General features: G+C 68.9%; 12 protein-coding genes and 1 rRNA gene. 10 read left to right on the top strand and 3 right to left on the bottom strand.

Going from position 1 to position 12,143, the window contains the following annotated elements:
* Positions 1-152: 152 nt before the first annotated feature.
* The 9 genes from rrf to ACIOJD_RS06675 all read left to right on the top strand — a co-directional run bounded on the left by rrf (position 153) and on the right by ACIOJD_RS06675 (position 7,497).
* Positions 153-269 (top strand): 5S ribosomal RNA (gene rrf / locus ACIOJD_RS06715).
* Positions 270-376: 107 nt separating this feature from the next.
* Positions 377-1,033 carry an HAD family hydrolase gene (locus ACIOJD_RS06710; protein ID WP_401908809.1) on the top strand — a complete coding sequence of 219 codons (657 nt, stop codon included), beginning with the start codon at positions 377-379 and terminating at the stop codon, positions 1,031-1,033.
* A 96-nt stretch (positions 1,034-1,129) separates the two neighbouring features.
* Positions 1,130-2,434, top strand: coding sequence for an MFS transporter (locus ACIOJD_RS06705; RefSeq protein ID WP_401908808.1), 1,305 nt, complete (start codon positions 1,130-1,132; stop codon positions 2,432-2,434).
* Complete coding sequence (locus tag ACIOJD_RS06700) at positions 2,403-3,575, top strand: acetoin utilization protein AcuC (protein ID WP_401908806.1); 1,173 nt, start codon at positions 2,403-2,405, stop codon at positions 3,573-3,575. Before ACIOJD_RS06705 ends, ACIOJD_RS06700 begins: the two co-directional genes overlap by 32 nt.
* 136 nt (positions 3,576-3,711) lie before the next feature.
* Entirely contained in the window at positions 3,712-4,527 is an 816-nt protein-coding gene (locus ACIOJD_RS06695) for a phosphatase (protein ID WP_401908804.1), read from the top strand.
* A gap of 128 nt (positions 4,528-4,655) precedes the next feature.
* Positions 4,656-4,868 (top strand): helix-turn-helix domain-containing protein, encoded by a 213-nt coding sequence (locus ACIOJD_RS06690; protein WP_014046653.1) that lies wholly within the window; start codon positions 4,656-4,658, stop codon positions 4,866-4,868.
* A gap of 110 nt (positions 4,869-4,978) precedes the next feature.
* Entirely contained in the window at positions 4,979-5,077 is a 99-nt protein-coding gene (locus ACIOJD_RS06685) for a 30S ribosomal protein bS22 (protein ID WP_003948845.1), read from the top strand.
* A 238-nt stretch (positions 5,078-5,315) separates the two neighbouring features.
* Complete coding sequence (locus ACIOJD_RS06680) at positions 5,316-6,353, top strand: NAD-dependent epimerase/dehydratase family protein (RefSeq protein ID WP_401908802.1); 1,038 nt, start codon at positions 5,316-5,318, stop codon at positions 6,351-6,353.
* Between the two features lies 1 nt (position 6,354).
* The gene (locus ACIOJD_RS06675; protein WP_401908800.1) at positions 6,355-7,497 is read left to right on the top strand and encodes a 1-acyl-sn-glycerol-3-phosphate acyltransferase; all 1,143 of its coding nucleotides are present in this window, start codon (positions 6,355-6,357) and stop codon (positions 7,495-7,497) included.
* A 141-nt stretch (positions 7,498-7,638) separates the two neighbouring features.
* Here the strand turns inward: ACIOJD_RS06675 and ACIOJD_RS06670 are convergent, their stop codons facing one another.
* The 3 genes from ACIOJD_RS06670 to ACIOJD_RS06660 form a co-directional block, all read right to left on the bottom strand.
* On the bottom strand, positions 7,639-8,868 hold the full coding sequence (locus tag ACIOJD_RS06670; protein ID WP_401908798.1) for a DUF5667 domain-containing protein: 1,230 nt from the start codon (positions 8,866-8,868) through the stop codon (positions 7,639-7,641).
* A gap of 245 nt (positions 8,869-9,113) precedes the next feature.
* The gene (locus ACIOJD_RS06665) at positions 9,114-9,908 is read right to left on the bottom strand and encodes an ECF subfamily RNA polymerase sigma factor, BldN family (RefSeq protein ID WP_401908796.1); all 795 of its coding nucleotides are present in this window, start codon (positions 9,906-9,908) and stop codon (positions 9,114-9,116) included.
* A gap of 443 nt (positions 9,909-10,351) precedes the next feature.
* Complete coding sequence (locus ACIOJD_RS06660) at positions 10,352-11,293, bottom strand: HAD family hydrolase (RefSeq protein ID WP_401908793.1); 942 nt, start codon at positions 11,291-11,293, stop codon at positions 10,352-10,354.
* A gap of 151 nt (positions 11,294-11,444) precedes the next feature.
* Here ACIOJD_RS06660 and ACIOJD_RS06655 point away from each other — a divergent pair, with 151 nt between their 5' ends.
* The gene (locus ACIOJD_RS06655) at positions 11,445-11,723 is read left to right on the top strand and encodes a glutaredoxin family protein (protein WP_401908790.1); all 279 of its coding nucleotides are present in this window, start codon (positions 11,445-11,447) and stop codon (positions 11,721-11,723) included.
* The last annotated feature ends 420 nt before the right edge of the window (positions 11,724-12,143 follow it).

Here is a 12,143-nt window from a genome sequence, read left to right as displayed (position 1 = left end):
GGTTGATAGGCCGGATATGGAAGCCAGGTGACTGGTGGAGTTGACCGGTACTAATAGGCCGAGGGCTTGTCCTCAGTTGCTCGCGTCCACTGTGTTAGTTCTGAAGTAACGAACGGCTGTGTTGTATCCGGTGGTTCATATCTTCATAGTGTTTCGGTGGTCATTGCGTGAGGGAAACGCCCGGTTACATTCCGAACCCGGAAGCTAAGCCTCACAGCGCCGATGGTACTGCAGGGGGGACCCTGTGGGAGAGTAGGACGCCGCCGAACAATTGTTGTGGGAATGCCCCGTACCAGTCATGGTACGGGGCATTCCTGCGTTCAGGGTCTTTTTCCCGTCAGGCCATTCACCAGCCGCACCCATTTACAGTCTGAGCATGCGTTACGAACTGATCGTCTTCGACAATGACGGTGTGCTCGTCGACAGCGAGCCTCTCTCCAACACCATCCTGGCCGGCTATCTCACCGAGCTGGGACATCCCACTTCGTACGAGGACTCCCTGCGCGACTACATGGGTTCTGCCGTGCATCGCGTCCACGACCTGGTGGAGGAGCGCACCGGGCAGCTGCTGCCCGCGGACTTCGACGACACCCTTCATTCGCGTGTCTTCGCCGCCTTCGAGCGGGAGCTGGAACCGGTCGAAGGGGTGGCCGAGGTGCTGGAGAAGCTGGCCGCCGACGGGGTGCCGTACTGCGTCGCCTCGTCCGGGAGCCACCAGCGGATCCGGGTCGGGCACCGGAAGACCGGGCTCGACCGGTGGTTCGAGGACAGCGTCATCTTCAGCGCCGAGGATGTCGGGCGGGGCAAGCCGGCGCCGGACCTTTTCCTCCACGCCGCTGCCAGGATGGGGGTCGCTCCCGAGCGTTGTGCGGTGGTCGAGGACAGCCCGCACGGCGTATCGGCCGCCAGGGCCGCCGGCATGGATGTGTACGCGTACACGGCGATGACGCCCGCCGACAGACTGACCGGCGCCACCGGATACTTCTCCGACATGGCGGAGCTGCCGGGACTGCTCGGCCGCCCCGCGTCCTGATCGCCGTCCCGCCCTCCGCATCACCCGCCTCCTGGTCCTGATTCACCGCGTGATCCATCTACCCATGGGTAGATGGGCGTTCTACGCTGTCCGGCCATGACAGATGCGCGGTTGCGGCACGGTCGGGTCTCTCTGGCGCTCGGCTTCTTCGTCCAGGGGGTGACCTTTGCCCTGCTGGTGACGCGTATCCCCGCGATCCAGGACCGGTACGGGATACCCGACGGACTCCTCCCCGCCTTCCTCGCCGCCGTTCCCGTCCTCGCCGGTGTCGGCAGTGTCGTCACAGAGAAGCTGGTCGGGCGGGTGCGGCCGGGGATGGTGTTGCGGTGCGCGCAGCCGGTCGTGCTGCTGGCGCTCCTCGTGGTCGGGGCAGGCACCGAGGTGTGGCAGGTCGCGGTCGCCCTGGGGGTGTTCGGGCTGGCGGTCGGCGGGCTGGACGCGTCGATGAACATGCTCGGCGTGAGCCTTCAGCGGGCGTACGGGCGGAGCATCATGCTCGGCTTCCACGCCACGTTCAGCCTGGGCGGGATCGTCGGGGCCTCGCTCGCCTGGGTGGGCGCGCACGAGGACATGTCGCTGGTGGTGTCGTATCTGCCGGTGGTGGCGGTGCTGTTGCCCGCCGCGCTGATCGGCAGCCGCTGGTACGCGGACACCCGTGACGAGGAGCCGCGGAAGGACGAGGAGCAGCGGAAGACGGGCAGCGCCGGTGCACCAAGCGCCGGTGCACCAAGCACCGGAGCCGCGAGCGTCCGCACTCCGAGCGTCGGCACCCCGAGCGCCGGCACACCGGTGGCGTTCAAGTTGCTGCTTCCGTTCTGTCTCGTCATGGCGTTCGCGTATATCGGCGACTCGACGGTGTCGAACTGGAGCGCCAAGTATCTCCAGGACGTGCTGGGCAGTTCGGAGGAGCTGGCGACCGTTCCGTACAACGCCTATATGGTCACCACACTGCTGGGGCGGGCCGTCGGGGACCTGGGGGTGCGGCGCTTCGGGCCGGTGGCTGTCGTGCGGTGCGGGGCGCTGCTGGCGGCGGCCGGGTTCGCGGTCGTGGCGCTGGCGGCCGGGCCCTGGGTGGGGATCGCCGGGTTCACGCTGCTGGGGCTCGGGCTGTGTGTGATCGTGCCGCAGACGTTCGCGGCGGCCGGGAGGCGTGCCTTCGAGAGTCATGGTCCGGCGGCCGGTGACGCGGCGGTGGCCCGGCTCAATATCTTCAACTATGTCGGTTTTCTGGTCGGTTCGCCGCTGGTGGGGGCGCTCGGGGACGCGTGGAGCTATCGCGGCGCGATGCTCGTACCGATGGTCATGGTCCTGGTCACTCTCCTGTACGCCCGCTCGTTCGAGGTGGATCCGGCCCGATACGGTGGCGGGCATGAGCAGCCGCGCACGGTTGATGTGGGATGACGGAGTAACGGCGTACGACTTCGGGTCCAGCCATCCGATGGACCCGGTGAGGCTCGCTCTGACCATGGGGTTGGTGCGGGCATTCGGGCTCGACCGGGCGGTGGACGTGGTGGCCGCGCCCGCCGCGGGTGATTCGACGCTTCGCCTCGTCCACGACCAGGACTACCTGGCCGCGGTACGGAAGGCCTCGCTGGACCCGCGGACCGCCGACGGGGCCTATGGGCTCGGCACGACGGACGACCCGGCCTTCGCGGGGATGCACGAGGCGTCGGCGCTGATCGCCGGGCAGTCGGTCGGTGCGGCGGAGGCGGTGTGGCACGGCGAGGCCGCGCACGCCGTGAACTTCGCGGGCGGACTGCACCACGCGATGCCGGGGTCCGCTTCCGGGTTCTGCGTCTACAACGATGCTGCCCTGGCGATCGCGCGGCTGCTGGAGCTCGGCGCGGAGCGTGTCGCGTACATCGATGTGGATGTGCACCACGGGGACGGCGTTCAGACGGTGTTCTGGGAGGATCCGCGCGTCCTGACGGTCTCGCTGCACGAGCATCCGCGGACGCTCTTCCCGGCGACCGGCCGACCGGAGGAGACCGGCGCCGGTGCGGGTGAGGGCAGTGCGGTGAATGTGGCGCTGCCGGCCGGGACGGGAGACGCGGGCTGGCTGCGGGCGTTCCACTCGGTGGTGCCCGAACTGCTGGCGGACTTCCGGCCGGAGGTCCTGGTGACGCAGCACGGCGCGGACACGCACTTCGACGATCCGCTGGCGCATCTCGCGGTCTCCCTCGACGCGCAGCGGGCGGTGCAGGCGTCCTGTCATGACCTGGCGCACGACTATGTGGACGGCGGCCGGTGGGTCGCGCTCGGCGGGGGCGGCTACGCGGTGGTGGATGTGGTGCCGCGCTCCTGGACCCATCTGGTGGGGATCGCCGCGCACGCGCCGGTCGACCCCGAGTCGGCGGTGCCGGCGTCCTGGCGGGACGAGGTGTACGCGCGCACCCGGCAGTTGGGTCCGGGCCGGATGACGGACGGGCGGACGCCGGGCTGGCAGCCGTGGGACGCCGGATACGATCCGGCGGACCGGCTGGACCAGGCGATCCTGGCGACGCGCAGGGCGGTCTTCCCGTTGCGGGGGTTGCTCGCGTAACTCCTGTTGCCCTCCGGGGCAGGTGGTGCCCGGCGCGGTCCGCCCCGCTTTCCCTACCGGGCGTTCGTTACGCCAACTGTGCGGTGTCCCGGGGGTTCTGGCCCCGGCCGGTGCCGGAAGCGGCAGCATCGGCAGGGTGTTGAGCACCGGAGCCCTGCGGGCGCATCTGCTGGCGGCCAGGCTGGCCGGTCCTGTGGCCACCTCGCGGGAGGTGAGCCTGCGCAGTTACCGTCTTTTCGCCGCCCGCGATCCACGCGTGACGCTCGGACTCGATCCGGAATGGGCATGGAATGAGCAGGACTTGCTCGGGCTCATGGCCGACAAGTGCGGGGTATCGAACGATCCCGGTCAGGTGTCGGGGCCCGATGTGATCGACCCGGAGCGGACACTGAGCGCGCTGGACGCGTTCGCCGCGCGCCTGCGCGAAGCAGCGGAGCGCGGGTCTCCGGTGTTGTTCGGGACGGGGCATCCGCACCGGCTGCTCGGGTTCTACGCAGGGCTCGCAGACGCTTTGTCGGCGGCGGGATGCCTCGTCCTCACCCCGGCGCAGGGGCGATGTATCGACATAACGACCCGGTTCGGGGTACGTACCTACAACCTCGACTACGTACGGGGAGTCGCACTGGTGCGAGAAACGAGCGGGGTGTGCGCCGGGCGTGAAACCGGCGCGCATACCCACTCGCCGCTGCCGGTTCGGGTGGTTCTGGAGGGCGCGGCGGACGCCGGCGGGCCGCTCCCCGAACTGGTCGTCGGGGATCACGGCTGGGTCTGCGGGGCAGGTCAGCTGGGCATTGAGGCCATCGGCCTCGCCGATACGGACGACCCCGCGCTGTTCGTCGGAGAGGCCGAGGGGCGGGTGTCCGTTGCCGTTCCACTTGATGACGCTGTGCGGTCCGCTTACTACCGGCCGCTTACTCGCTATGTACTCAATCGGGCGTGTCTGTCACAGTAGGCGGCCGAAGGCTGCTCCTCTTCCCCACTCGCATCACCCGCCCCTAGTCTTGGGCGTGAGCGCACAACGACGAAGAGTTACCGGAGGGGAAGCCGGTGGCCGTCGGGTGCGGAAGGTACAGGTGGGTCATGGCTGCTGGCAGCGAGAGGCCTCTCAACGAGGTCAAGTTCCTTACCGTGGCGGAGGTCGCCTCGGTGATGCGAGTGTCGAAGATGACCGTGTACCGCTTGGTGCACAGCGGTCATCTGCCGGCGATCCGGGTGGGCAGGTCCTTCCGGGTTCCGGAGCAAGCGGTTCACGAGTATCTCCGCGAGTCCTTTGTGGGGGTGGAGTCCGCGTAGGCGGTCCCTCGGATTACGTCCCTCACTCGGCGGCGGGTAGGCTAGGCCGACGTAGGTCGTGTGGGCCCAGACGCCCCGCACCGAGTGAAGAGAAGTGAGCGAGGGTAGTCGTGGGCTCTGTTATCAAGAAGCGGCGTAAGCGGATGGCCAAGAAGAAGCACCGCAAGCTGCTCAAGCGCACCCGCGTTCAGCGTCGCAACAAGAAGTAAGCGACAGCTGTTCGTGCATTCGCGGCCCTTCCACCGACACGGTGGGAGGGCCGCGGTGTTTGCCCCGGTGCTTTTTCCGGGCCCTCTCCGCGGCACTTCGCGTGACCCTTCCCGCGCTCTTTGTCGGCCAAAGTGCCCAGCGGCACGTCGTACGGTCATCACAGCGCAATACCGACCGGCTACGGTGGCGGATAGGCATTCGAGGATGGCCTACCAGACCTAGGGGAAGGCGCTGATCTTGGGCAAGGTCGTGCTCGTGACCGGAGCGGCCAGAGCGCTGGGCGGACGTTTCGTACGACGCGTTCAGTGCGCCTCCGATGTGGACCGGGTGATCGCCGTCGACGCGGTCACTCCCGAGCATCAGCTGGACGACGCGGAATTCGTCCGCGCCGATATCCGCCGGCCCGCCATAGCGCGGGTCCTGGCCGAGCACGGAGTCGACACCGTCGTCCACATGGATGTGACGGGGACTCCGCTGGGCACCGGCAGCCGTGCCACGGTCAAGGAGACCAATGTCATCGGCACGATGCAGCTGCTCGGTGCCTGCCAGAAGTCGCCGACGGTCAAACGGCTGGTGGTCAAGTCCAGTACGAGCGTGTACGGCGCCGCGCCCCGCGACCCGGCGGTCTTCACCGAGACCACGCCGCCCAAGTCGCTGCCGAGCGGTGGCTTCGCCAAGGACGCGGTGGAGGTCGAGGGGTACGTACGGGGCTTCGCGCGCCGCAGGCCGGACGTGGCGGTCTGTGTGCTGCGGTTCGCGAACATCCTGGGGCCCGCCGCGGATTCGCCGCTCGCCGAGTACCTCTCGCTGCCCGTCCTGCCGACGGTCTTCGGCTATGACCCGCGGCTCCAGTTCGTCCATGAGGACGATGTCGTCGACGTACTGCTGATCGCCTCGGACGAACCGCGGCGCGGGACGCTCAACAGCGGGACGTTCAATATCGCCGGTGCGGGCGTCCTGCTGCTCTCGCAGTGCTCACGAAGGCTGGGACGGCCCACGGTCCCCGTTCCGCTGCCCGCCGTGACCTGGGTCGGTACGGCGCTGCGTACGGTCGGGGTGACGGACTTCGCGCCGGAGCAGATCAGGCTGCTGACGCACGGGCGGGTGGTCAGCACGGACCAGATGCGCGAGACACTGGGCTTCGTCCCCACGTACACGACGGCCGAGGCCTTCAAGGACTTCGCGCGCGGCCGGGGCGCCGGGCTCCTGCCGCCCGAGGCCGTGGCCCGGACGGTCGACCGGCTCTCCACCCTCGTCAGCAAGGAGCGCGTCTGACATGGCCGATGCCAAGGTGATCCCCTTCGGCGAGGAACCGAGGGCGAGGCGTGCGCCCGCCGGCGGCCGGCGGCAGCACGCCAAGGACGGTGCCACGAAGCGTCCGCAGGGACCGGGCCAGACTCAGGGGCCGGGCCAGGGCGCGGGGCGTAAGCAGGGTCCGCTGACGCCCGTACCGGAGCCTCAGGAAACCGAGCCGCGGACACCGGGGCCGCGGACGTCGGACGAGCGGGTGGCCGAGGCGCGGGGAGCGGAACAGGAGCCGGAGCCGGTCGGCGAGGCGGTCCGTGAGCGGGGCGGCGGGCGCGGCTGGGAGCGGCGGATCGCGGGCGGGCTGGCGTTTCTGCGCCGACGCGTCACCGGCGACTACGAGGTCGACGAGTTCGGGTACGACGAGGAACTCACCGACCAGGTCCTGATGTCGCTGATCCGGCCGCTCTACGAGAACTACTTCCGCGTCGAGGTGAAGGGCATCGAGAACATCCCGTCCGACGGCGGGGCGCTCGTGGTGGCCAACCACTCGGGGACGCTGCCGCTGGACGGGCTGATGATGCAGGTCGCCGTCCACGACAACCATCCGGCGGACCGGCATCTGCGGCTGCTGGCGGCGGATCTGGTGTTCATGCTGCCCGTGGTCAACGAGTTGGCGCGCAAGGCGGGGCACACCCTGGCGTGCGCGGAGGACGCGGAAGGGCTGTTGCGGCGCGGAGAGGTCGTCGGGGTGATGCCGGAGGGCTTCAAGGGCCTCGGCAAGCCGTTCGGCGAGCGTTACAAGCTTCAGCGCTTCGGCCGGGGCGGGTTCGTCTCGACGGCGCTGCGGGCGGGGGTGCCGATCGTGCCGTGCTCGATCGTGGGCGCCGAGGAGATCTATCCGATGATCGGGAACGCGAGGACGCTCGCACGGCTGCTGGGCGTGCCGTACTTCCCGATCACGCCGACGTTTCCGCTGCTGGGGCCGTTGGGCGCGCTGCCGCTGCCGACGAAGTGGACGATCCAGTTCGGGGAGCCGATTCCCACGGACGGCTATCCGCCGGAGGCGGCGGAGGATCCGATGCTGATGTTCAACCTGACGGATCAGGTACGGGAGCAGATCCAGCACACGCTGTACAAGCTGCTCGTGCAGCGGCGGTCCGTGTTCTTCTGAGTTCTTCGTTCTTCTGAGTTCTTCTGACCGTGTTCCTGACCGTGCTTGCTGCTGTGTTCTTCGGGTCTCGTGACATGACGAGGTGGGGTGGGGTGTTCCTGAGTCGGAACACCCCACCCCACCTCGGTGGTTGTCTCCGGCCTAGTCCGCGTCCTCGGCCCTGATGCCGAGGCCGGGCAGCAGATCCGGCAGCAGGGGCGGGATCGTGACGTTCGGACCTGGACGGTCGCTGGTGTTGTCGGACGGCGACGGCGTGACGCTGTTCGGCGGCGGGTCCAGCAGTCCGCCCGTACTGCCGCCGAGCAGACCACCCTCCTCTGAGGCGCTCTCTGAATCCGGGCCCGAATCCGACGGGCGCGGACTGTCGTTGGTGTGCGATTCGCTGTCGTCCCCGCTCTTGCTGGGTGCGGACGGCGAGGGTCGATCCACGTGCCCGGAGCCGGTGGAGTCCTGGGTGGAGCCGGGGCGGCCGGTGGTGCTCTGGTGTTTCTCCGGGGGCCGTGGCAGCAGCGACTGGAGCGGGGCGACCTCTTGGTCTATGGCGTCGAAGACCGAACTGACCTGGTCGCCGACGTCCGTCAGCTGGATGGGCAACCGGTCGCGCAGCCCGTTCCATGTCTCGCGGTGTGAGGCGGAGAACGAGGAGAGCGTGGCGATCGGGGCGAGCGAGCCGTCCCGTTCGTATGCCTGATGGAGCAGGCGGTGGCCCTCGGTGACGTCGTGCTTCATCCCGCCCAGTGTGCGCCGGACCTCGGCCAGCGATTCGTGGTCGAGCTGTCCGGAGCGGTCGCGCTCCATCAGCCGACGGGCCTCGCCGAGCCTGGTCGAAGCGTGGTCGAGGAACAGCTCGCCGCGGTCGGACTCGTCGTCCGCCAGGTTGAGCTTGATGTCCTCCATGCCACGCTTCAGCGCGTACAGCGAGTCACCCGGAAGGGCGTCCGAACTGGCAGCGGCCACTCCGCCGAAGGCCCCCGCCGCCACACCGACCGTGAGCCCGCCGGCGGCGAGGCTCTTGGACCAGCGGGATCTCGGGCGCAGCTTCCGGAGCGGGGAGGCCCGGTGGGCACCCCGGCCGGTGGTCCGCTGCTCGGGCACCGTAGGGCCCGAGGACACACCTCCGGCGGCCGTGCCTTCTTGCAGCATGGCCTCCATGGCCGCGACGAGCTGTGCTCGTTGCACCACTTTGACCTCGGGGTCCAGCGTGGGCCTCGGTAGTTCACCGAGACCGCTCGCCAGGGCCAACAGCCGCCCCTGTCCGGCCGATTCGGCCGACTCGGCGGGCTGTTCGGCCGCCGCGCCCTGGACCTTCTGGTCTTCCAGGGCCTGGGCGAAGGCGTTCGCCCGCCGGTGTGCCGAGACATTCGCGATCACTGGCGGCACCTCCTCTCGTCATGACGATCGACTCCCCTGGGGGTCCGGAAGGTTGCACGCCTTGAGCGCATCCACACGATTGAGTGAGTGGCTGCGGGCATGGCGTGACCGCAGGGAGCCTGCATCCCGCACAACGAGCGTCGCGGCACTTGGGTTACGCGCGGCGGATGATCGGACCAGTGCGTCATCGGGGCGTCACCGACCGTGAGTTGAGTCCGTGGAGGGGGAGGCGGCGGCGGTGACGGTCAGCGGGCGTCTTCGGGGAGCAGCCGGGCCAGGGTGCGGACGGCCCGGTACTGCAAGGTCTTGATCGCTCCTTCGTTCTTGCCCATGACCCGGGCCGTCTCGGCGACCGAGAGGCCTTGGAGGAAGCGCAGTGTGACGCACTCCTGCTGCTGGGGATTGAGTTTCCGTACGGCTTCGAGCAGCGCCGCGTTCGACAGGGACTCCAGGACCGAGTCCTCCGGGCTGCGCTCGACCTCGTTGGCGTCGAGCATTTCGCCCGTGGTCACTTCGAGCCGGAAACGGCTCGATTTGAAGTGGTCCGCGACCAGATTCCGGGCGATGGTGACCAGCCAGGCGCCGAAATCGCGCCCCTGATAGGTGAACGTGGAGATCCGGCGCAGGGCGCGCAGGAACGTCTCGCTGGTGAGGTCTTCCGCGGTCGCCTTACCGCCCACGCGGTAATAGATATAGCGATAGACGGTGTCGCTGTACTGGTCGTACAGCCGGCCGAAGGCCTCGGCCTCACCGGCCTGGGCGCGCTCGACGAGTTCCATCATGCGGCCGCTGTCACTGTCGGCGGTGGGTCGGCGGGGGGTGGTCGAGGCGGCGGTGCTGCTTCGGCTTCCCCGTCTGCCGACCGCCGCACCGCCGTTCGCCAGGGCATAACAAGGACCGATAGGGCCGCTCACGGCAGGGGCCGGTGCGGCGAAGGCGGGGACGGCGTACGCGGTGGGGACGAAGCCGCGCAAGTGGTCGAGGACCGTTGCGCGCAGCGTAGCCAGGCCCGAGGCGTCAACCCCGACGTGTGGGTACACGGGACTCCCAGAGGCAGAGCTTCCATCACGTGCAGTGCGGGACCGTTCACTCGTCGTGGCGACGTGTGGGGTCCGGTATGCGTCTGAGGAGAATAACGCTTCGTACAGGCAGTGCTACACCCAGTTGCTCAAATCATCGATTACGTCGCTTCCGTGCCGTCTAGAGGACGGATCGGGTAGCGCATCGTGGCCGCTTATTGATCGGATTGGGTCAAAATCTGCCTGCTGAGGTGATGGGTTGTGCCTGAGTGACGGTGGCGGGAGTGACGGGGGAGCTGGGTGGGTAAGGGGCCGGATCCCTCGTGCGGGTGAGCGTGAAGGGGGTGCGCACAGCGCGAAGGGGAGTGCGCACACGTACGAAACCGCCACGGCGGCCGGGCGTGCCGTGGCGGTGCGTCGGTGGAGGGTTCGCGGCGGCGGGGTTCTCTTGCGGTGTCCGGGCTCTATCGGCGGCGGCGGTGCAGGGCGACCGCGGCCGCCGTGCCGCCCGCGAGGGCGCCCACTCCGGCCGCCGCGGGGATGCCGACCTTGGCGGCCTTGCGGCCGGTCCGGTAGTCACGCAGGCGCCATTCCAGTCCGCGCGCGTGCTTGCGGAGCTTGGAGTCCGGGTTGATGGCGTACGGGTGTCCGACCAGCGAGAGCATCGGGATGTCGTTGTGCGAGTCGCTGTACGCCGCGCAGCGGTCCAGGTCGAAGCCCTCGGTGGCGGCCAGGGCGCGGACGGCCTCGGCCTTCGCCGGGCCGTGCAGCGGCTCGCCGACGAGCTTGCCGGTGTAGACGCCGTCGATGGACTCGGCGACCGTGCCGAGGGCGCCGGTCAGGCCGAGCCGGCGGGAGATGATCGTGGCGGTCTCCACGGGCGCGGCCGTCACCAGCCAGACCTGCTGGCCGGCGTCGAGGTGGGCCTGGGCGAGGGCGCGGGTGCCGGGCCAGATGCGGTCGGCCATGTACTCGTCGTAGATCTCCTCGCCGATGGACATCAGCTCGGAGACGCGGTGGCCCTTGACGATGGACAGGGCGCTGTCGCGGGCGTCCTGCATGTGCTCGGGGTCCTCGACCCCGGCCAGCCTGAACCAGGCCTGCTGCCAGGCGAACCGGGCGAGCTCGCGGCGCTGGAAGAACTTCCGCTTGTAGAGGCCGCGGCCGAAGTGGAAGATCGCGGCGCCCTGCATCACGGTGTTGTCGAGATCGAAGAAGGCGGCGGCGCGGACGTCCCCGACGACGGGGAAGGACGGCGTCTCGTCGGTCGGAGTCGACGACGATCCCAGCGAATCCAGCGATTCCTGTGTGGACTTGAGCCCTGCTTCGGCTGCGGCCTCGCCTGCGAGCACGCTCCGGGCTGTGGCGGAGCGCCTACGGGGGGTGAGCCATCCCAGTGCGGCCATAGCGTGAGCATAGCCAGTCTGTTCGGTACTTCCTGACCAGTGGGGATGCGAGGGGGTGAACTCTCCGCGACCGGTGTGTTAATCCGGCGATCGGGGGCGGCTGTGGATGACCGTCGGCGCCTGGCGCGGCGCGGGGCGGAGAATGGCTTCCATGAGTCCTCTGTTGCGGCGCACGACAAAGAAGAAGGCCGGCGAGCGGATGGTGACGCTTGTCTCGAAACCGGGGTGCCATCTCTGTGACGATGCGCGCACCGTGGTGGAGGCGGTGTGCGCGGAGACCGGGGCGTCCTGGGAGGAGAAGGACATCAGTCAGGACGAGGCGCTGCACCGTGCTTATTGGGAGCAGATCCCGGTGGTCCTGGTGGACGGGGAGCAGCACACGTTCTGGCGGGTGGACGCCGGCCGGCTCCGTCGTGAGCTGGGGGCCTGAGCCGGGGGCCTGGGGGAAGCAGGGGGGTGTGAGAGGAAAGGCGGCCGGTGCCGGAGGGGCGCTAGCATCGTGGGCGCTTTGCCGACGCCTCCGGTGGGCGCGGTCCGGGTCGTGGTGCGGTGTGCGGGCCGCCGCCCGGGAGGCTCGGGGGCCGGCTTCCGGAAAGGGCCTCGAAAAGCGGTCTCGGGGCGGTTTCGGGGGCGTATTCGTGAGGAGTGTGTGCGGTTTTGCCCCCTTCGTGTAGGCAACGGGCTGATGCGTTGGCTGGTTCCGTGTTGGCGGGATCGGAACGCGTGACCCCGATCACTTTGCTCGGACAAAGCGGACACTATCTTTGTGCACGCGTTCACAAAGACATAGCCTGCATTCGACGGGGCGGTCCTTGGACATACGGCCGCCTGCAGCCCCGCTCATCCCGCA

Source organism: Streptomyces sp. NPDC088116 (assembly GCF_044741745.1).
Lineage (GTDB): Bacteria > Actinomycetota > Actinomycetes > Streptomycetales > Streptomycetaceae > Streptomyces.
Note: the sequence above shows the minus strand (reverse complement) of the source record. Positions and strands in the feature narration are given on the sequence as shown.

What these genes read in the sequence shown, in the direction of transcription:
- ACIOJD_RS06675 (WP_401908800.1), top strand. Translation starts at nt 6,355, where the DNA reads ATGGCCGATGCCAAGGTGATCCCCTTCGGCGAGGAACCGAGGGCGAGG.
- ACIOJD_RS06705 (WP_401908808.1), top strand. Translation starts at nt 1,130, where the DNA reads ATGACAGATGCGCGGTTGCGGCACGGTCGGGTCTCTCTGGCGCTCGGC.
- ACIOJD_RS06700 (WP_401908806.1), top strand. Translation starts at nt 2,403, where the DNA reads ATGAGCAGCCGCGCACGGTTGATGTGGGATGACGGAGTAACGGCGTAC.
- ACIOJD_RS06660 (WP_401908793.1), bottom strand. Translation starts at nt 11,293, where the DNA reads ATGGCCGCACTGGGATGGCTCACCCCCCGTAGGCGCTCCGCCACAGCC.
- ACIOJD_RS06690 (WP_014046653.1), top strand. Translation starts at nt 4,656, where the DNA reads ATGGCTGCTGGCAGCGAGAGGCCTCTCAACGAGGTCAAGTTCCTTACC.
- ACIOJD_RS06655 (WP_401908790.1), top strand. Translation starts at nt 11,445, where the DNA reads ATGAGTCCTCTGTTGCGGCGCACGACAAAGAAGAAGGCCGGCGAGCGG.
- ACIOJD_RS06710 (WP_401908809.1), top strand. Translation starts at nt 377, where the DNA reads ATGCGTTACGAACTGATCGTCTTCGACAATGACGGTGTGCTCGTCGAC.